Raw genomic sequence first — 19,950 nt, 5'->3', positions numbered from 1 at the left:
TCTTGATCTCAACATGCGTCAAAATCACTTATCCGGTCTTAGCTACCGTTTCCGGTAGTTATCCCGATCCTGCAGGCAGGTTGCCTACGTGTTACTCACCCGTCCGCCGCTAACTGTTCCCGAAGGAACAATCCGCTCGACTTGCATGTATTAGGCACGCCGCCAGCGTTCGTCCTGAGCCAGGATCAAACTCTCCATTAAGGTAGAACTTGAATTGCACTCATTCGTCTTGCTGGCGAGAATTTGCATTCTCTTGTACTGCTATTTTACTCACTCGTTGATTCAGTTTTCAAAGGACAAATTTCATTTTGTAATTGGTATTACATACATTATGAGTTGTCGTTTCTTTAACAATTTTCATCGTTTATTTTTATCGGCAACTTTTATACTATACCACACTGCTAGTTATTTATGCAAGTGTTATTTTTTAATTTAATTTTTGCAATCAAATCAAAACCTTTGTAACACTTACACCGTTTTTAGCGGCGAGAAGTAATATATCATACGACAATATGAGAAGTCAAGCAATAAATCAAATAAACTTTTTCGATACTAAATACCCTGCTCTATAGCTGTTGTAGAGAGGTCTACAACGCACCTATCTCTTGTGCAACGCCGTATTAAAAATCAAATACAATTCCTCTATGGATCATAAAACAACAACCTCCCCGATCCAAAGTTATGGATAAGTAGGAGGTTGTTTAGAAGTAATCAGATGTTAGACTTCAATAGAAACCGCGTTAGCGCCACGAAGCTCCGTTTGAAGCTGATCGTGTATCAAACCATTGGATGCAAGCACATTGCGTACATTTAATGTGTAGGGATTACCTTCTGTATCCGTTATCGAACCACCGGATTCTTTAATAAGCAGAGCCCCAGCTGCCATATCCCACGAATTCAACCCGATCTCCCAAAATCCGCTCAAGCGACCAGCAGCAACATAGGCCATATGCAATGCAGCTGATCCTGCAACACGGATGTTTCTGACCTTTGGAGATAAGGCATTCAAGCCTCGCAGATTGACAGGCAGCGCACCTTCTCGGTCAGCTGGCAATCCGGTTGCCACAAGACTGTCGATAAGCTTGCTCTCCGTGGATACCTGCATCCTTTTGCCTCTAAGATAGGCGCCCTTACCTTTCTCGGCTACGAACAATTCATTATGAATGGGATTATAAACCACACCCACGATGACCTCACCTTTGTATGCCAGTGCGATCGAAACACTGAAGAACGGAAAACCATGAACAAAGTTCGTTGTACCGTCCAAAGGATCGACGATCCAGAGGTATTCAGCCTCACTTACATCCTTTAACGCTTGGACCGAAGCAGCCGGCCCTGGTTCAACTCCTTCTTCACCAAGAATCGAATGGTTTGGGAAATGCGTTTGAATCAAATTGCGGATCATCTTCTCCGCGCCTTTATCTACTTCAGTAACTAGATCATGAGAAGAATATTTGGTATTCAAGCTGTTGAAGTCTCCCAATTTGCTTTGGACCCATTCGCCTGCCTTAGAGGCCGTATTAATGGCTACAGCGGTAAAGCTCTTACTTCCTACCGAGAAGGAGTTATTTCCTTCGTTAGACATTTCAATCAGCCCTTTTTCAAAAAAAATTTTATAGTAGCGTTACAACTACTAGTTAGTATAGTGAATATACGCTTTAAATGCCATAAAGTTTCACAATGCTTCCCAATTGTGACCCTCCATGGATGAAAATATTATCCAACATTTGAAATATAAACCTATTATATGATTATTACATTTCGATCGCTTGGATTAAAGAGCAACAAAAAAGCTGTTGCATATTCAACAGCTTTGGTGTTTTATCCATACTATTTACTTATCATTTTGAATTATACTCCAACAATATGATAACCGTTGTCTACATAAATAACTTCTCCAGTGATCCCGCGGGACAAGTGGCTCATCAAGAACATTGCCGTATCGCCCACTTCGGCAACCTCGGTCGTACGGCGCATCGGAGCTTTTTCCTCAACACTGCGAAGAATCGAGTTAAAATCCTTGATGCCTTTAGCTGCCAATGTACGAATTGGACCCGCAGAAATAGCATTCACACGTACATTGAACTGTCCAAGATCATTAGCCAAGTAACGAACACTAGCTTCCAGGGCTGCTTTGGCAACACCCATTACATTGTAATTTTTCATCGCACGTTCCGCACCAAGATAAGTCATGGTCATTATGCTGCCGCCCTCGGTCATCAACGGGTACATCCTTTGCGCAACAGCTACCAATGAATAGGCGCTAATATCTTGAGCCAATGCATAGCCTTCACGGGAAGTATCTACAAATAACCCTTCCAGCTCTTCCGTTTTGGCAAATGCGATACTATGTACCAAACCATGCAGCACGCCAAATTGTTCTTTGACGATCGCTGCCAACGTATCGATTTCTGCATCAACCGTTACATTACAAGGTAAAACCGTTGTATTGGGTAGCGTATCTGCCAACTTACGGACTCTTTCCTCCACACGCTCGTTCTCAAACGTAAATGCAAGCGTTGCTCCTTGTGCAGATAAGGATTGGGCGATAGCCCATGCGATGCTGCGATCATTGGCAACACCCATAACAAGTATATTTTTACCGGATAAAAGTCCACTCATACTAAAAAATTCCCCTCTCCACATTGTAATACGTTCGTTATCACTCCTTTCTCAAGTTACTTCATTTGAACAAAATATTCAAGCAATAAACAACTTTTTCCTTTGAAAGTCTCTTTAGGGTCAAGTTCGCACTCACACCCGGAAGGAGGCTTGGCTTAAAACCTTTAATCCAGCATCTGTACTGACATCCTTCATTAATTGGAATAAAGCATCATCTTTCTTTTTGGCTTCAATCATTACATCCAATCTTGGCGTTTCCGGGGCAACGGATCGTAAAAATGTCAATAATGGACCGGGATCTATATAGTCAGCATGACTTCGTGCATCTTTTTCACTTTTCGGACTGGATACATGAATTTTGGGCGGAAGCTCCTGATCACTTCCTTGTTCGGTCTGCCCTGTCCATGTTTGCAGAATACGCGGCCACAGTTCCGCACAATCCGTCTTGTCTTCCTCATGATTCACTTCATGATGATGAATATCGAGTACCATTGGTGTATTCGTTAATTCGCATACGTCCAATGTCTCGGACGCAGTAAATGTTTTATCGTCGTTTTCAAGTGTCATTCGATTGCGTATCCGCTCCGGCAATGCCTTGAAACGATCAATAAAACGCTGTGAAGCCGCCTTTTTGTCTCCGTACATGCCTCCTATATGGATGTTGCATTTGGCTGACTCATCCAGCCCCATCGCCTCCAGCATGGTGACGTGGGATTCCAGATCCCTAAGCGAGCTTGAAAGCACTTCTGCACGCGGAGTACTTAGAACGGTAAAATGATCAGGATGAAAGCTGAGTCTCATCTCATTTTGGATAGCATAGCTGCCGAGTTCTGCAAAAGCTTCTGTGAGCACCTTCATCGGATCCCAGTCATTCAGCATCTCATGCCCACGTAGAGGGATCAGCTTGGAGGAGCAGCGAAACAATTCTATATCGTGAGCCCGATTATGCTTAAGAATGCGCAGCGTGTTGTGTATATTCTCCATAGCTATACGCTCCAGCTTGCGTACAGCTGCAGCCCGATTATTCAATTTATCAAAGCTGGTGACTGTCATTGTTTTGGAAGGAGACGCATTAGATACCTGCATGGACATCGCGACATAACCAAGACGTACGATCATAGTAGCAAATCAGCTCCAGTTTTCAGATATACGATAGGATACCCTTTAAAGACAAGCTCTATAAAGAAAGACTTTATCCAATCATGATTACAAAAAAAAGAACAACCTGCGGCTGTTATCTGCGCAGACTGTTCGATGTGATTCAGCTTTACCTTATTCATTTATCATTTTGAAGCAATACTAAAAAACATTTCATCAGCCAATGCCGTCTGAATACGTGCTTCTTCATCTGTCAATCGGCGAACAAGCTCCATCTCCACTTGGGTTATTTCTTCCCCTTGAAAATTAATTTCGGCGATCGACACCAAAATTTTGACAATGGCAACCGCTTTGTTATCCAAGCTGTATGCAATAACCATTTGACCTGTAGGGAACACACGAAATCCGCTTTTAACCATTTTACTCCGGCCATACTCCAACAATTCATAGAGCTCCTGCTCGGATTTAAACTTGCATACGGAATTGAACTCAGTTTGAAACCCCATTGATATACCCCTTTCTCTCACCTTTAATTTGTTAATCATCATAAGAGACATGTATTGCTAAGCTAATTTCCATTTATACCTCAAACGAATATTGCAGCCGCTGCTTGTCTTGATGACGCTTTAGTGCGAGCACAATCAGTTCATCCAGCAATTGAGCATAAGGCTTGCCGGTTTCCTTCCATAGCAAAGGATACATGCTGAAAGGCGTAAATCCGGGCATCGTATTTATTTCATTAATGAATATGTGATTGTCTTCTCTTCTTACAAAGAAGTCAATTCGGGATAACCCAGATCCGTCCACTGCCTGGTACGCACGTACCGCAAGCTCTCTAATTCGATCAGACAGCTCTTCGGAAATTTCAGCTGGTATGATCATGGAGGAAGTGCCATCTACATATTTGGCTTTATAATCGTAAAACTCGTTGGAGGAAACTACTTCGCCCACCACAGAAGCTTCAGGCTCATCATTACCCAGAATCGCCACCTCGACCTCACGAGCATTCACATTCTCTTCTACAATGACTTTACGGTCATATAGGAAGGCACTATGAATAGCTTCGATCAGCTCCTCACGATTTTTGGCTTTGCTAATTCCTACACTTGACCCGAGATTGGCTGGTTTAACAAAGCAAGGATAGCCGATAGCCACTTCAATCTCCATGACAAAGTAAGCATTGTCCTTCTCCCATTGTGTTCTTGTAAAGTGACGGAATATACATTGCGGCAAGCCTTCCTGCTCAAAAACCCTTTTCATCATGACCTTGTCCATACCGACCGACGAAGCCAGAACACCTGCACCTACGTAAGCGATATTCGCCATTTCCAATAAGCCCTGAATCGTACCATCTTCTCCGAAAGTACCATGTAATAAAGGTAAAACGACATCAATTTGTTTTATTGAGTCCGCATCATTAGCCGCACTCGAACCTGCATGCTGCAGCGAATTAAAGATCGGCTGAATGGAAAATGCTTTATCAGGGTTAGCAGCCTGTTCAAATTGAAGCTCCGCAATATGCTCCGGCGGCCCTTGCAGCTGCAAGCCTGAACGCCATTCGCCTTGTTTGGTTATGTAAAAAGGTATGATTTCATATTTACTCATGTCAATGGCTGCTGTTACGGCAAGCGCGGTTTGAAGCGACACTTCATGCTCTCCAGACTTTCCTCCGTAAATTAAGCCAATGCGAATTTTGTCGTTCATAATAACCTCCGAAAATGAATTGTTAGATGTGAATAGTAACTTACTAATTCCCGTAAGCTAAGAGCATGTCGAACTATTAGTCTTGGTCGACCACATGCAGAAACCGATACTTTGTCCGTTCAGTCCAAGCATACGAATCTTTGTAGCTCCAGTATCTATGCTTGCTATTTGTCGTATGTGCATTGACCAAGGGCATTCCATTGGCATCTTTAGCAGTCACAATCGCGCTGTGGCGATAACGTCCGTCACCATTCCAATCGTAGCTAATGACATCTCCCAACTCAAGTAATTCGGCCTTATGGACTTCTTTCGCCCGCAGTCCATGATCATTCGATGTCATATATCCTTGGAGGCTCTGTGCTACAGCCCAGCTGAAGCTCCATAGCTCCTGACTGTTATGGCGTCCTTTATACCACCAGCCAGAATCCCTTTTTCCAGTATAGTGCATCGGGGCTTCACCTGCAAAGAGGCATTGGGATATATAGTTACTACAGTCTACTTCAAACTCCAGGTAGGCCGGATTCGCTTGATCCCACCATTGCTCGGCATACTGAACTGATTTATGACGATCGTAGTATATTTTTCTAGGTCCCGGCTCCAAATAAGGAAGAACTTCATAATTTAAAAACGGCATCGAGGATAGTCTCACTGACCCTTGATCGTCGTTAGGGGAGACTGATGCTGATGAAGGATTCATAACCACCCGCTGTGAAGGCTCAAGCAGCTCATTACTAGTAGATTGAATATTAATAATCACCCATTTTCCTTCTTGCTCCTCAAAGGTCAGCTGCTCACTTTCCAACCGCTGCTCTTCAAGCTCTGTCACTCCAATGATTCCGACCATGGACTGCCTAAGTCTGATTTCTGCGGTCACATATGTAGGCTGTTCATTCGTTTGCATAATCTTAAGTCTTGTTTCGTTTTTTACAGGGGAATAGCGCCGATCCTGATCGTTTTGCGAGGTTCGTGCCAAACGCTTGATTTGTGCTTGCAGGAATGGAATATCGGTGACAAATGGGAGCAGCGGCTCAATTGAATAATCCAGATTCATTTGGTTTTTATGATGAACATATTCATAAAGCATCATTTTCCATGACATGCGGTCTACCTCCATTGATATCAAATGACCGATTTTCATCCAATTTGTATAACAGTCAGGACAAGCTCAAGCATACTTCTTAATGATTCCAATATATGAAGGAACACGTCTTATAATGATTCAATTTAACCTTTACGTAGCCTTCCGCAGCATGTATACTTAACATATAACAATTATGAAATCTTGTTTCATTCTATGAAACAGAAGTTGTTTTGGAAAATGGCTCATCCTGAACTACAGACTTATCATTCAAAGGAGGACATTCACACATGACAAAAAAAGATCAATACTCCGTCCGCAAGCCTCTCGAGGTTAATGGAAAGACGTACCATTACTACAGCTTACCTGGACTTCAAGAACAAGGACACGGCAACATCTCCGCGCTGCCTTTCTCGATTAAGGTGCTTCTGGAAGCAGCTGTTCGTCAGTTTGACGGCAGAGCTATCACAGCAGAACACGTAAAACAAATCGCAACCTGGACTGAGGAAAGAAACGACAAAGAAATTCCTTTTATCCCAGCACGTATTGTTTTGCAGGATTTCACAGGCGTTCCTGTCGTTGTCGATCTGGCTGCTATGAGAGATACTGTTAAGCTTGCAGGCGGAAATCCGAAGCAGATCAATCCACTTGTACCTGTTGATTTAGTAATTGACCACTCGGTTATGGTTGATGCTTTTGGCACCAAGGATGCTCTCGAAACGAATATGAATATCGAATTCGAGCGTAATGAAGAACGCTATCGTTTCCTTCGCTGGGCACAAACTGCATTTGACAATTTCCGTGCTGTTCCACCTGCTACAGGTATCGTCCATCAGGTTAACCTGGAGTATCTGGCTTCCGTAGCGGCAACTAAAGTCGTTGATGGCGAAACCGAAGTATATCCAGATTCGCTGGTAGGTACGGATTCCCATACAACGATGATCAATGGTCTTGGTATCGTAGGCTGGGGAGTTGGCGGCATCGAGGCTGAAGCAGGTATGCTTGGACAACCTTTATATTTTGTCACACCTGAGGTTATTGGTTTTAAATTAACCGGCAATCTTCCAGAAGGTTCGACCGCTACTGATTTGGCTCTTACCGTTACCCAAATGCTTCGCAAAAAAGGAGTAGTCGGTAAATTCGTTGAATTTTATGGACCTGGTCTTAGCAATATTAGTCTGGCTGACCGTGCAACAGTTGCCAATATGGCTCCAGAGTACGGCGCAACTGTAGGATTTTTCCCTGTTGACTCCGAGTCGCTTAATTATTTAAGAGGAACAGGCCGTGAGGATGATCAAATCGCTCTGGTTGAGGCTTACTATAAAGCACAAGGCATGTTCCGTACTGATGATACGCCGGACCCAACCTTCAGTGATGTTATTGAACTGGATATGTCAGCCGTCGTACCAAGCTTGGCTGGCCCGAAACGTCCACAGGATCGTGTTGAATTAACTTCCATGAAACAAGCATTCCATGATATTGTCCGCACACCAATCGAAAAAGGCGGCTACGGCTTAAGTGACGCCAAAATCGAAGAAGTTATTGATGTGCAGCATGCCAATGGCGATGTTAGCAAAATGGGCACAGGCGCTGTTGTTATTGCCGCTATCACTAGCTGCACCAACACTTCCAACCCAAGCGTTATGCTCGGTGCTGGATTGGTTGCCAAAAAAGCAGTTGCCCGCGGCCTAAGAAAGCCTGCTTACGTTAAAAGCAGCTTGACTCCAGGTTCACTGGTTGTAACTGATTATTTAAGAAATGCAGGTTTGCTGGAATCCCTTGAAGCTCTTGGCTTCTTCGTTGCAGGTTACGGCTGTGCCACCTGTATCGGAAACTCCGGTCCTTTGCCAGATGAAGTGAGTCAGGCAATCACGGATAATGATATGACAGTAGCTGCCGTGTTATCCGGTAACCGGAACTTTGAAGGTCGTGTACATGCTCAAGTCAAAGCCAACTATTTGGCATCTCCGCCGTTAGTTGTTGCCTACGCCTTGGCTGGAACAGTGAACATTGATTTGGCTAATGATCCTATCGGTTACGACCAAGCGAATCAACCTGTTTATTTAAAAGATATTTGGCCTTCCAACGCAGAGATTCAAGAAGCTATTGCAACGGCAATGAGCCCAAGCATTTACCGCGAAAAATACTCCAATGTATTCCGTGCCAATGAGCGTTGGAATGCGATTGAAGTGCCGGAAGGCGATCTGTATGAGTGGGATGAAAAATCGACTTATATCGCAAACCCTCCATTCTTCGAACGTTTGGGTGATGGTATCGCCGATATGGCTGATATCCACGGAGCAAAAACTTTGGCACTGCTTGGCGATTCGGTAACAACTGACCATATCTCTCCTGCCGGTAACATTAAGGCTGACAGCCCTGCTGGTAAGTTCTTGATGGAGCATGGCGTAAAGAAAGAAGATTTCAACTCCTACGGATCACGCCGCGGACACCATGAAGTCATGATGCGCGGAACGTTCGCTAATATCCGGATTCGTAATCAGGTAGCACCTGGAACCGAAGGCGGCGTTACGACCTACCTTCCAACAGGAGAAGTCGAATCGATTTATGATGCTTCCATGAAGTATCAAGATCAAGACACGAATCTTGTCGTAATTGCAGGTAAAGAATACGGTACAGGCAGCTCCCGTGACTGGGCGGCTAAGGGTACATTCCTATTAGGCGTAAAAGCTGTAATTGCTGAAAGCTTTGAGCGTATTCACCGCTCTAACTTGGTAGGTATGGGCGTGCTTCCTCTTCAATTCAAAGCAGGTCATGGTTGGAGTGCACTTGGTATTACAGGTACTGAAACCTTTGATATTACTGGCTTGAACAACAATGTGCAGCCAGGCCAAGATGTAACGGTGACCGCTACCCGTCAAGACGGAACCAACTTCAGCTTTGAAGTGGTTGTCCGTTTGGATAGCTCGGTTGATATCGATTACTATCGTAATGGCGGTATTCTGCAAACTGTACTGCGCCAAATGATCGCGGAATAAGTATACAAGTATTATCGTCCTAAGGAACGACTGTATAGATAAGAGGCTGTGCCCGAAGTGTAATACTTCAAAGGGCCAGCCTCTTATTCATTAAATCTGTTTACATCAATAATTAATCGAACTGAACCAAACAAAAAAGCTGTCCCTTAAGTAAATATCTACTGGGGACAGCCTTTTGTTTGATTCCTTTATTGCAGTTATTTATGGCTACATACTCAACGCAGCTTTCCCTATAGGTTGGCTGGCAGAGCCTTCAGATATTTTTGCAATAGACGTACAGCAACTTGTCCAGCTTCAGCTCTTGTCATTCTGGACAAAGGGTTAAAGTTAACAAGCGGTTTGTTTTTCGTTGGAATCGGAGAAATAACATTACTACCGACCATGATACCTGCCGAGTTTAATGCATCAATTGCAGGTCGAGCGTAGATGTTAATGCTATCGCTATCGGAAAAAGCTTTCTCAATCTTGGCTAATAACTTGTCATCATTGACCGCAAGCTTCACATTCAATGCACGTGAGATCATAACCGCTGCGTCCTGACGAGTTAAATCATTATTGACCCCGAATACCTGATCATTAAGGCCTTGAACAATACCTGCTCGAGCAGCCGTTTCGATTTCCGCAGAAGTCCAAGTAACGGCATTGGCATTGTAATTTAACGGCACATCGATAAAGCTACCTTGCCCCTCAGCGTTAATTCTCATTCCTAAAGCACGAACAAGCAAGGATGCAAATTCGCCTCTACTCACAAAATCAGAAGTTCCGAATTCATTACTGCGGAGCGCAGCCATATAACCTTTAGCTAACAGAGACTGCAAAATATTACGCGCCCATTGATGGTTAGATATATCTTCATAGCCGTATTTCAGTTTGCCTACCACGTAGTAACCAAAATTGTCAAAAGGCACTGTTATCGTACTCGCCTTAACATTAACCTCTCCACCAAGATTTTTCCAGATCCCGTCATTTCCTAAATAATAAACGGTAACTTCTGGAGCAGCTTGATCAACAACATCTGCATTGTATTTTAAAGTCAAGGTTCCACGGTCGCTTGGTGCTACTAATCTGCTTGTGTCGTAGCGTGTATACATATAATCGACCGCTTCTGCTGAATAAGGTGGTAAACCGCCGGTTGCTGGTTTGTATGCAGTTTCACCTACCTTACCTTTCTCCCCAAGTCCTGCAGAAATCCAATAATAATCAGAAATCTGAGTGAAATGACTTCCAAACCCATTCGCAAATTGGGTCAATAACGGAGCTACAATTTGAATAGTAGACTGCTGAATCTTTGTTTTTGGTTCTGCGCTAGTATTTGCTGTTCGATAATCAATTTCAGTACCAACGACTTGATTATAGTCGTTAACCAAATCCGTATTACCATTCTTAGGATCAGCTATTCCGAACAACAGATTAACTTGAGGTTCAATCTTCCCATCAACAACACGCCTAAGCGCGTTTCCTTTAGGGAAAGAAAGCTGAACCATTTTATTGAATACAGTGTGCTTAGTCCCCATCGGCTCCATGAACATCGAACCAACAGCCGGGTTGGTTACATACTTTACTGTAATTGTTTCTTTAGCGTCTGCAGTCTTACCTTTGACTACTAATGATATTTTATTTTCCGTATCACCTTTCAAGCCGGTCAGAGTATATACATAACGATTAGGAATATCCGATCGTAATGTAGCAGACTTCCCATTAATTTGTACGTCAGTGGCTCCAACAGCCTCTACATCAAACAATACAAAGTTTCTATTTACAATGATCGCATTGCCCGTATTGGCCTTAGGTGCAAGCACCGTATATGGAACACTTTGGCTCTGAACGGTAAGAGTTTGCGTTACCTTCGCTCCACTGGCATTAGTAAAATCGATAGTGTAAACGCGTGGTGAACCTGCTGTGATGACAACATTATTCAGTCGAATCCTGAAATCACTTCTATTACCGCTGAAGTCCGCCGATTCATAGATTCCAGCAGTTCCCGGCAATGTTGTAAACGGTGCGGTGGGGTCTGCAATAAAGATTGGCGATGTCGATCCGTCTCTAACGGTCACCGCGTCCGCACCGGAACCGTTAATGTATAAGTCGAATTTAGACAGTGTCGTTGTATATATATTTAAAGAATTATTAAAAGTAAACTCTGGTGAAGCAGGCAAATAATCTGATGCATTCGTACTGCCTAAATTGTTCACATGTCCAACTGAAGCAGATGGTGGCGTGAGCGGTCGAACGTCTTTAATAGTAGGCGTGTTGCTGTCTACTACATAGAAGGTGACTGTTTTAACATATTTACGCAGAATTCCTCCTGGTACGGTAGGATCGCTATAATCAACCAATATCTTAATCGTGTTGCGCCCAGTGAAAAGGGGCCCAGATACATCAATCGGCAAGTCGATGGGTCCAAAATCATATGATCCGTCTGCGTTCATCGTACTAAGTGTAAATGGTATCGATGTGGTCAATGCAGAACTTGGTACATTATTAATAATCAATTGTTCATTGATTTTATTAACACCGAAACCAAGAAGCTTACCTTTTAATACTACTTTTTGCCCGCCCGAAATGGAGTTTATCGGAAAAACCTGTTCGTCATAGAGGTTCTCCAGATCTACATAAATTTTGGATACGTATGTGATTTTACCTGTAAAGGTAACAGGTCCATTAAGTACAGAAAATGCAAGTGTTTGAGCACCTTCAGGTAATCCGGTAATTTTATAAAGCTGCTGCCCACTCTTTGTCCCCGTGATAGCAGGACCTGTAGGTGCAGCCGGATCAGTTAGATCTGTTAGCTGTTCAACACCCAGTGTGGCAGTGCCTGCAGGCTGAATATTGACTCTTAGATTATCTGCAGTCGGTGCAACAACAGGCGCTATTGGCTTTGAGGCATCTACCAGCACATAGAATTCCGGTCCTGATACCTGTGAGCCATCAAAAGGCGCACTTGGTGTATTATCATCGATAGCAGAGATACCATCATATCCAGTCAATATAGTTACATTCTTCACCAAGGTTTGATTCGCTGCCAATTTGTACGTAAATGTTCCTCCTGAAGGAGAAGGTACCATTTGAGGGTTAAGTGGATCATTCTTCGGATAATCGACACTGATGAACACATTCTGTGTGGGGTTTACAACTACGCCAGATTTTTGTAAGTTATAAGGCTCTGTCGTTAGAATTACCTTTTTGTATGCTGGAGTGCCGTATGTGTTATTAATGACGGTCTCATTTACTACTTCTATTAAAGGATCTGTCGGTATTGGTGCGAGTATACTTTTAATCTTAACCTTATCACCATTTATAAAAATGTCAGCATGTCCATTATCAAATTTTGTTGACTGATAAGGAACCAGGAAATCCAATCTTAGCTCTGCTGTAGTTCCTGCACCTGTAAAAGTAGGTGTTACTGTTTGATTAATAATGGATTGAGTTTCGGTTCCGAGTGTAACATCGACTCCATTAAACGGTTTGGTGCTATCATAGTAATACACTTGACGCTTTACGCTAACAGAATCCGTATCATTCGCTAAGACAATAGCAAACTTGTTCAGCCCTGGTGTTAGAGTAATCGCTGGAGAGTAAAATAGTCCATTAGGTAATACAGTCGCATTTTGCCCGTTCACAGTAACCGTTTTAGCATTACTTGCTTCCCCTTGAATGTACGCAGAGTTTGAGGTCAGAACCAGATCTGCACTTTCATTCAAGTCATAGCTACCGCCTGCTGTAATTTGCAATTTATTAATGAGCGGAGCGGAATCATATAGCACATAGAACACATCGGATTTATTGCTTGCGCCCTGTGCACCAGTAAAGGTTACCCGGTTATAACCAGGAAATAACTGTACGTTGGCTACCTGAAAACGGTTGTTCGTAGCACCCACGGACGTATTGAAGATTCTGCCTACTTGAGGCGTCCAAGCACTTCCATTAATCGAGGTAATTTGTTCAACCGTAACTGACAATGTAGTTCCAGTTACCTGTTGGAACGTACCTGCAATGGAGATTGTGCTGGCATTGGAGATTTTTGCAGTATTACGATTTAAATTACCAGGTGCTGTAAGTGAAGGTGGAATAGCTGTTGTAGTAATGTCCATATTTCCAGTTTCACGCAATTTTGCATCGTCGGGAAGGAAGAAATTTGCAGATGTTGCAGCAATAGCGTTAGGCAACGGAATTATCGATACCAACAAAGCCAGCATTAGCGTTATATTTATTATTTTCTTCATGTGTTTCAAGTATTTCAATGCAATCGCTCCTTAATTATGAATTATGATTTGGCCCAAACTTTCTTACACTCTCTTCACAACCACCGCCCTATTCTTAAACCCCACTAGCATTATTTGCCTAAAACAGAATTTCTCCACTAGACTATGATTATTATATCGGCTTGATGGCGAGTTTTTTTTAATGATCACTGAAAAAAGTTCCATATAGAGCGATTTTCAGCGCTTCAATCGTGCTCAACCTTATAGACAGGTGGAAATCGGTTCAATTTACTCGTAAATATCAACTTTTACACACGTAATACCGATGATATAAGGGATGAGATTGGAGGTTTGAAGAATGATAGGTACATATGTTAAAAAGATGAAGTCGATTGTCTTACTATTGGCTGTTGCTTTGATAGTGCCCGGACCTTCCGCAAAAGCCGAGGTTTCCTTCAGCGATATCGATATGCAACAGAAGGCATGGGCTGTGAGCTCGATTTATGTAATGGCAGAAAAACAGGTGCTGACCGGTTATACGGATGGTACTTTCCGACCGGATAAGACGATTACCAAAGCGGAATGGACCCAAATGATTTACAAGCTATTTAATACGTACCGACCTAATTTGACTGCGTCAGGACAACAAAAGATTGATGGATTTTCCGATGTAACTCCTCAACATTGGGCCTATAAGCCTATTTCGGAGATTTACAACCAATCGTTCCAATGGGGTGTGTACGGGGTTGATCCGAGCGGACGGCTTACTTTCTTGCCTGATACAGAACTAAGTCGACTTGAGCTGTCTAACATGCTATATTCTTTTTTTGATACTCGCTTGATTGATCGACGTTTAAGTCCTAATGATGTATGTTCTGTTGTAGCCAGTCTCAAGGATGTTCCTGTGAAATTTTATAAAAATAAAGAAGATTATGATGCTGCTGTAAAAGCGGATAGAAGATTGGAAACCGTCAACGTACAGATCACGACCAGTAATGGGGTTTTGCCCTCGTTATTTCTCGGAACAGATGCAGTCGACTGCGGTTTTGGAACAGATGGATTCTCCAATGCCCAGGCAAGTAGCTTGGCCAGCCTGCAGGCTTCCGGGATCATGACGGCAACCGCGGATGGATACTTTCGTCCTTTGGACAAAGTCACGAGAGCAGAAGCTGTAACGATCCTAAATCGTATATATAACTTTCTCAAGAAAAATTATTGGCTGCCTGATTACACCAACATTAGCCTTGAGCAAGCCAATACTGGAGATCAAGGCGTCAGCGGCGGCTTAGCAGGCTCTATTGGAAATGGCTACGGTGGTTATGGAGGCACGACAGAAGGCAGCAGCTCCAACCCCACAACCGTCAAGGTACGCGATTACTTTAAACTGCAAGGACCTAGTAACGATCAGGGTTCATTGGCTAAGAACGTGAAGAAAGATGGCGAGATTGACACAGCCGTTATTCCGCAGGACTATAGATACCTCACTATTAATCTGGCTAGCCAAGATAAAACAGAAATGGTCGATCTAATAGTGAATATTGGCGGTAAAGCCACCTTGTACAAACAGGAATTATTCCCCATGACCATTGATGTTAACGGAGTCCAGACAGTTGGACTCCGTACACAGCAGAGGAACACGTCAATCATTAATAAAAAGGGCGGGACGATTACACTTACCGTCAAGCTGGATAAGCAAAAACCAGAACCTGTTACCCCATAAGCCATAGATTCAGTGGAAGGACAAGATCCGTCATCCTTATGCCTCATAAACCATAATCAATGGTTCATGAGGCTTTTCAATTGATTTCACAAGTCTCTAATTGAAGGCGTAGAATTAGGATAGTTTTTAAAAATAACACAGCCCACCCGATCGACCGGTAAGCTGTGTTAGGATCTTTTATGCGATTCACTCATCTGAGCATCTTGCCCATTCGGCGAGCAGCTTCGATCAATACAGGAGCGTGCTCCTTCATCTTTGCTAATGTCAATCGATTGGAAGGTCCGCTCACCGCTAGTGAAGCCACCAGCTGCTGTGCCTGATTGTAGATAGGTACAGCTACAGCTGCTGTGCCGAGCTCCCGTTCTTCGACACTAGTTGCATAACCAAGCTCCTTAGCCTCAGCCAGCTGCCGAAGAAATACAGTACGTTCCATTGCCGTTGGCAGATTATCAGCTTTCAGTAGTGACTCCAGCAGCTGTGGATCGGCGAAGGCTACCAGAATCTTGCTGGACGCACCGACATACAAAGGCAGCCTTGCACCAATAGGCGCCACGCGCCTTATCGCTTGATTGCTCTCAACCGCCTGTACGCGTACACGCTCCAAGCCGTCACATACGTAGAGGCTAATCGTCTCATCCAACTGATCACGCAATCGTTCCATATCCGGCAGCAGAATCATTGCAGGATCATCGCTATGCACCATATTGGCAGACAGCTCCCAAATACGAAAGCCCAATCGATACTTATCCGTTGCAAAATCACGCAATATAAAGCCCTTTCCCTCCAGTGAAGCTAATAAGCGATGCACTGTGCTTTTATGCAGAGAAACGCGGACGGCAATTTCCGTCAAGCTCAGATCAGGTTCATCCGTAAAGCAAAGCAGTATATCCAAAGCGCGCTCAACCGCACGCACAGTCAATTTGCCGTCCTCCATCACAATTTCCCCCGATTTTTCGTTTCACTTGGTGAAACCCTGTTACATATAGTATAACTCAAGTCCGCATTTACCGCAAAGTGTTTATTGACTTTAATTCATTGCTGGGCTGCTACTGTTACATGTATATTACAGCATGTTTACATTTCTCCCCGTTGATTGACGATACCCGATTCCGGTCTTACTATAAGAAGTATTAAGATGAATGAGTACGAATTACGAGTTAACTATTAACCTATCATCGTAATCCTATTATCTAAGCAAATAGCCATCCGCTGTGCATTCTCAACAACATGTTATTTTAGTCAACTAGGAGGGATTTCGATGGAAACAAACCCTTTGCCATCCGTTCAAATCACTACAGCCCAATTAGAAACCGCTCTCAATCGACCGATACAGATTAAACGAAGAGTTAAACAGGTGCTGATTGCACTCATTTCCTTACTACTCCTCTTATTTAGTCTGGTTATGGCATTCCACGCCTATATTGCCTGGACATTGGCAAGGCCCCATATCGATCCATTGCGCTCTAATCCAAGCTTGTCGTTCGGAGCTGCTTATGAAGACATTACATTTCCGAGCTTGAACGACAGCACCATTTTATCAGGCTGGTATATCCCAGCAGTAGCTCCCTCTTCCCATAGCAAAACCGTTATATTCTCCCATGGCTACGGCGGTAATAGAGAGGAGATCTGGGTACCTTTGTACAGCTTGGCACAAGAGCTTCATAAGCAAAATTACAACGTGCTGATGTTCGACTACGGATATGTACAACCCAAGATCAGCGCAACCGGCGGAATTCGCGAGTCCCAGGAATTGCTTGGTGCCGTCAAATATGCCAAAGATAAAGGTTCAGAGTCCGTATATATATGGGGCTTCTCTATGGGGGCAGGTACGGCTCTGCAGGCGGCGCTACAGACTAAAGATATTGACGGGATGATTCTGGACAGCACCTTCATTCTGGAGCCTGAAACGATGTATCACAATATGAAACAAATAGCGAACCTGCCGAAGTTCCCTTCACTGGCTCTCGTTCATTTATTTTTCCCGTTAATTAATGGAGTTAGTCTGAATCAAATTCCTTATACTCAGGTCAAGGAAGCACAATATCCGATGCCCATTTTATTTATCCATGGCAAACAGGACCAACGTGCCCCTTATGAAATGGTTCAGGACATTTTCCGCAATCAATCTGCCAGCTCCAACGCACAGCTGTGGCTGCTGCCTAATGATACGCATGAGCTAATATTCAAAGCACAAAAAAGAACCTATCTATCCGTGGCGATGGGGTTCCTTAAGGGGATGAGTGCCCAACCGATTCTCTCTGCTGACAGTGGAAAATAATAAGAAGCACTGAGAGTCAGAGATCATCCGTCGAATCTACAGCCATGTTTGGGCAGTCGTTTCATTGCGAGATAAGTATCGTTCTGCAACGCTCAAAAACTATAAATGCGGATCTTTCTTAAAAAAACAGGCTTGCATCCTTCATTAGAGGGACGTTAGCCTGTTTATTGGTTTAATGCCTGATTAAGGATAAAAACTCTGAACGGAGCGCCTCATTCGTACGGAACGTACCGCGCACTGCTGAAGTTACTGTCTTACTGCCTGTTTTCTTCACGCCTCTGGAGCACATACACAAGTGTTCGCCTTCAACAACAACCATACAGCCATGTGGAGCCAATTCCTCTTCCAAAATATTCGCCAAATCGGACGTAATGCGCTCCTGTACCTGAAGCTTGCGGGTTACCGCATCAACCAATCGGGCAAATTTACTGAGTCCGGCAATTTTCCCGCTGGGAATGTAACCAATATGAATGCTGCCAAAAAATGGCGCCATATGGTGCTCACACTGACTGTAATAGATGATATCTTTTATAATAACAAGCTCTTCGTGCTTCTCGTCAAAGGTTACACCTAATATATCCTTGTAATCCGCCTCATAGCCTGCGAAGATTTCTTCATACATTCGGGTTACTCTCGCTGGTGTTTCCTGCAGCCCCTCCCGATCCACATCTTCACCAATCAACCGCAAAATTTCGCGGACATGCCCTTCGATTAGTGCACGGTTATTAATTACACTCGTATTTCTATAATCTTTGGCTGGCATGACTCGGTTCCACCTCTCTATGGTTAAGGACGAAATTTCCGATTTTTCATCATTTGCTGTGCTTTGCCAAGCTGCTTCTTGTCCAGATTGTAGCCCATTTTCTTGGCCATTTCCTGTAGCATTTCGGGATTGCTCTGCATCTTTTCAAGTTGCCTGCGCAAATAATACACACCTGCAAAGAAACCACCGACTCCCCCCAAAAGCAAAGTTATTATTGGAATGATATAGTTCCACATCGTTGCTCATTCACCTCACTACTATTGATCATTACTGTATCTTAACAAATAAGAGGATTGGGCACAACTCACTTTTATTAATAATGTTCACAAAGGATTTCCTGTTTCTTACTGCAGCACACTATCGATAAATACGGTTGTATGCTTGGCAAGATCGACCTCTATGACCTCCAGATCCGTTCCTGATTCTGACTTAACGACTCTGACGACAGGACGTCCTGGAAGCCCTCTGTGCTGCCCCACTACTACACCTGTTTCCCTAGAAGACAGCTTAACAGAAGTACCGGTAGGATAGACAGAAATCGTTCGCAGAAACTGAATGACAATCTCCCTGTCAAGCTCCTCGCCTGCCAAGACCATCATATGTTCACAGGCTTCATGCGGCAGCAAACGCCGACCCTGTGAAGAATCAAACAGCAGATTATCGTAGGTGTTCGCAACAGCTACAATTCGTGCATACAGGTGGATTTGATCTCCCTGCATCTCTCTTGGCAAGCCGCTCCCGTTCATCTTCTCATGATGCTGAAAAGCAACATGGGCAATTAGCAGGCTTAGCTCACGTTTGTTCTTCAACATCTCAAACCCTCGCCAGGTGTGGTGCTTCTTTAAATCCTCGGACGTATCGTCCGTGATCAACTCAACCTTCCCGATATCATGAAGCATCGCACCGATAACGAGCTCCCTCAGTTGGTTCATGGACAGCTCCATTTGAATTCCGATCAATGCAGACATCATGCTGACATTAAGCGCATGAACATACATTTCATTATCCTTCGTGCGGATATCAGACAGCTGGACCAGCACATCTTTATTTTTCATAATTTCATCCAGCAAATTATCAATGCTTCCGTTAATGTTACGTGTATTGAAGTCTTTACCAGAGCGAATGGAATCAAAGGTTTGTCCCATCCGCTGCATCACCGCCCGCTTCGTCTCTTCGGAAACAATATCCACAATCTCGATATCCTCAAACAGCGGATCTTTAATATAAACCATCGTAACCCCTATGCGGTTCAGCGTATTTATCATATAAACTGTAAGCTGCACCCCATCCGATAATAAAACGGCACCGTTACCGGAAAAAATCGTCCTCCCCAAATGCTGCCCTGGCTCTACATTATCAATGTGTACGTATCTCATTGGGTCTCCGTTCCGAACGTGTTGACGGCTCAAAATAGCTGTTGAAATCGTGTGTAACACGTCCATATTTGATTTGACAAAGCCTATGTTCTGTCCTTCCAATTCCATAC

Annotated in this window: 14 protein-coding genes and 1 rRNA gene; 3 read left to right on the top strand and 12 right to left on the bottom strand. The window is 43.7% G+C overall.

The genetic code is table 11. From position 1 onward, the window contains the following. The 7 genes from BM210_RS25300 to BM210_RS25270 all read right to left on the bottom strand — a co-directional run. Positions 1 to 201 (bottom strand): 16S ribosomal RNA (locus BM210_RS25300); the annotation flags it as partial. Between the two features lie 517 nt (positions 202 to 718). Next, positions 719 to 1,585 (bottom strand): inositol monophosphatase family protein, encoded by an 867-nt coding sequence (locus BM210_RS25295; RefSeq protein ID WP_091174835.1) that lies wholly within the window; start codon positions 1,583 to 1,585, stop codon positions 719 to 721. Positions 1,586 to 1,851: 266 nt separating this feature from the next. Continuing rightward, positions 1,852 to 2,622, bottom strand: a complete 771-nt coding sequence (gene fabI, locus BM210_RS25290) for an enoyl-ACP reductase FabI (RefSeq protein ID WP_091174833.1) — start codon at positions 2,620 to 2,622, stop codon at positions 1,852 to 1,854. 132 nt (positions 2,623 to 2,754) lie between these two features. Further along, positions 2,755 to 3,741 (bottom strand): UV DNA damage repair endonuclease UvsE, encoded by a 987-nt coding sequence (gene uvsE / locus BM210_RS25285; RefSeq protein ID WP_091174831.1) that lies wholly within the window; start codon positions 3,739 to 3,741, stop codon positions 2,755 to 2,757. A gap of 164 nt (positions 3,742 to 3,905) precedes the next feature. After that, positions 3,906 to 4,226: a hypothetical protein gene (locus BM210_RS25280; RefSeq protein WP_091174829.1), complete on the bottom strand. Its 321-nt coding sequence runs from the start codon at positions 4,224 to 4,226 to the stop codon at positions 3,906 to 3,908. Positions 4,227 to 4,299: 73 nt separating this feature from the next. Continuing rightward, positions 4,300 to 5,424: a D-alanine--D-alanine ligase gene (locus tag BM210_RS25275; protein WP_091174827.1), complete on the bottom strand. Its 1,125-nt coding sequence runs from the start codon at positions 5,422 to 5,424 to the stop codon at positions 4,300 to 4,302. Positions 5,425 to 5,500: 76 nt separating this feature from the next. Continuing rightward, the gene (locus tag BM210_RS25270; RefSeq protein WP_091174825.1) at positions 5,501 to 6,523 is read right to left on the bottom strand and encodes an amidase domain-containing protein; all 1,023 of its coding nucleotides are present in this window, start codon (positions 6,521 to 6,523) and stop codon (positions 5,501 to 5,503) included. Positions 6,524 to 6,792: 269 nt separating this feature from the next. On the opposite strand from BM210_RS25270, the gene acnA reads away from it, so the two are divergent. Further along, a complete protein-coding gene (gene acnA / locus BM210_RS25265; protein ID WP_091174823.1) occupies positions 6,793 to 9,501 on the top strand; it encodes an aconitate hydratase AcnA in 2,709 nt (902 codons plus the stop codon). Between the two features lie 230 nt (positions 9,502 to 9,731). Here the strand turns inward: acnA and BM210_RS25260 are convergent, their stop codons facing one another. Then, positions 9,732 to 13,742, bottom strand: a complete 4,011-nt coding sequence (locus BM210_RS25260; protein WP_091174821.1) for an S-layer homology domain-containing protein — start codon at positions 13,740 to 13,742, stop codon at positions 9,732 to 9,734. A 319-nt stretch (positions 13,743 to 14,061) separates the two neighbouring features. Between BM210_RS25260 and BM210_RS25255 the strand changes: the two genes are divergently transcribed. After that, positions 14,062 to 15,423: an S-layer homology domain-containing protein gene (locus BM210_RS25255; RefSeq protein ID WP_091174819.1), complete on the top strand. Its 1,362-nt coding sequence runs from the start codon at positions 14,062 to 14,064 to the stop codon at positions 15,421 to 15,423. Between the two features lie 190 nt (positions 15,424 to 15,613). Here the strand turns inward: BM210_RS25255 and BM210_RS25250 are convergent, their stop codons facing one another. Continuing rightward, the gene (locus BM210_RS25250) at positions 15,614 to 16,357 is read right to left on the bottom strand and encodes an IclR family transcriptional regulator (protein WP_091174817.1); all 744 of its coding nucleotides are present in this window, start codon (positions 16,355 to 16,357) and stop codon (positions 15,614 to 15,616) included. A 324-nt stretch (positions 16,358 to 16,681) separates the two neighbouring features. Between BM210_RS25250 and BM210_RS25245 the strand changes: the two genes are divergently transcribed. Next, positions 16,682 to 17,701, top strand: coding sequence for an alpha/beta hydrolase (locus BM210_RS25245; protein ID WP_091174815.1), 1,020 nt, complete (start codon positions 16,682 to 16,684; stop codon positions 17,699 to 17,701). A 172-nt stretch (positions 17,702 to 17,873) separates the two neighbouring features. Here the strand turns inward: BM210_RS25245 and folE are convergent, their stop codons facing one another. From folE to BM210_RS25230, 3 genes are all read right to left on the bottom strand, one after another. Continuing rightward, complete coding sequence (gene folE, locus BM210_RS25240) at positions 17,874 to 18,464, bottom strand: GTP cyclohydrolase I FolE (protein WP_091174813.1); 591 nt, start codon at positions 18,462 to 18,464, stop codon at positions 17,874 to 17,876. A gap of 23 nt (positions 18,465 to 18,487) precedes the next feature. Then, positions 18,488 to 18,700 carry a YneF family protein gene (locus tag BM210_RS25235; RefSeq protein WP_091174811.1) on the bottom strand — a complete coding sequence of 71 codons (213 nt, stop codon included), beginning with the start codon at positions 18,698 to 18,700 and terminating at the stop codon, positions 18,488 to 18,490. A gap of 108 nt (positions 18,701 to 18,808) precedes the next feature. Further along, positions 18,809 to 19,840 (bottom strand): HD-GYP domain-containing protein, encoded by a 1,032-nt coding sequence (locus BM210_RS25230; protein WP_091174809.1) that lies wholly within the window; start codon positions 19,838 to 19,840, stop codon positions 18,809 to 18,811. Positions 19,841 to 19,950: the final 110 nt, after the last annotated feature.

Source organism: Paenibacillus sp. 1_12 (assembly GCF_900114475.1).
Taxonomy (GTDB): Bacteria; Bacillota; Bacilli; order Paenibacillales; family NBRC-103111; genus Paenibacillus_S.
The sequence above is the reverse complement of the archived record's forward strand: the minus strand, read 5'-3'. Positions and strand labels throughout refer to the sequence as shown.

Bases quoted from the DNA above. Each gene is read 5' to 3' on its own strand.
- BM210_RS25255 (WP_091174819.1), top strand. From the start codon at position 14,062: ATGATAGGTACATATGTTAAAAAGATGAAGTCGATTGTCTTACTATTG.
- BM210_RS25250 (WP_091174817.1), bottom strand. From the start codon at position 16,357: ATGGAGGACGGCAAATTGACTGTGCGTGCGGTTGAGCGCGCTTTGGAT.
- fabI (WP_091174833.1), bottom strand. From the start codon at position 2,622: ATGAGTGGACTTTTATCCGGTAAAAATATACTTGTTATGGGTGTTGCC.
- BM210_RS25230 (WP_091174809.1), bottom strand. From the start codon at position 19,840: ATGAGATACGTACACATTGATAATGTAGAGCCAGGGCAGCATTTGGGG.
- folE (WP_091174813.1), bottom strand. From the start codon at position 18,464: ATGCCAGCCAAAGATTATAGAAATACGAGTGTAATTAATAACCGTGCA.
- uvsE (WP_091174831.1), bottom strand. From the start codon at position 3,741: ATGATCGTACGTCTTGGTTATGTCGCGATGTCCATGCAGGTATCTAAT.
- BM210_RS25280 (WP_091174829.1), bottom strand. From the start codon at position 4,226: ATGGGGTTTCAAACTGAGTTCAATTCCGTATGCAAGTTTAAATCCGAG.
- BM210_RS25270 (WP_091174825.1), bottom strand. From the start codon at position 6,523: ATGTCATGGAAAATGATGCTTTATGAATATGTTCATCATAAAAACCAA.
- acnA (WP_091174823.1), top strand. From the start codon at position 6,793: ATGACAAAAAAAGATCAATACTCCGTCCGCAAGCCTCTCGAGGTTAAT.
- BM210_RS25245 (WP_091174815.1), top strand. From the start codon at position 16,682: ATGGAAACAAACCCTTTGCCATCCGTTCAAATCACTACAGCCCAATTA.
- BM210_RS25295 (WP_091174835.1), bottom strand. From the start codon at position 1,585: ATGTCTAACGAAGGAAATAACTCCTTCTCGGTAGGAAGTAAGAGCTTT.
- BM210_RS25235 (WP_091174811.1), bottom strand. From the start codon at position 18,700: ATGTGGAACTATATCATTCCAATAATAACTTTGCTTTTGGGGGGAGTC.
- BM210_RS25275 (WP_091174827.1), bottom strand. From the start codon at position 5,424: ATGAACGACAAAATTCGCATTGGCTTAATTTACGGAGGAAAGTCTGGA.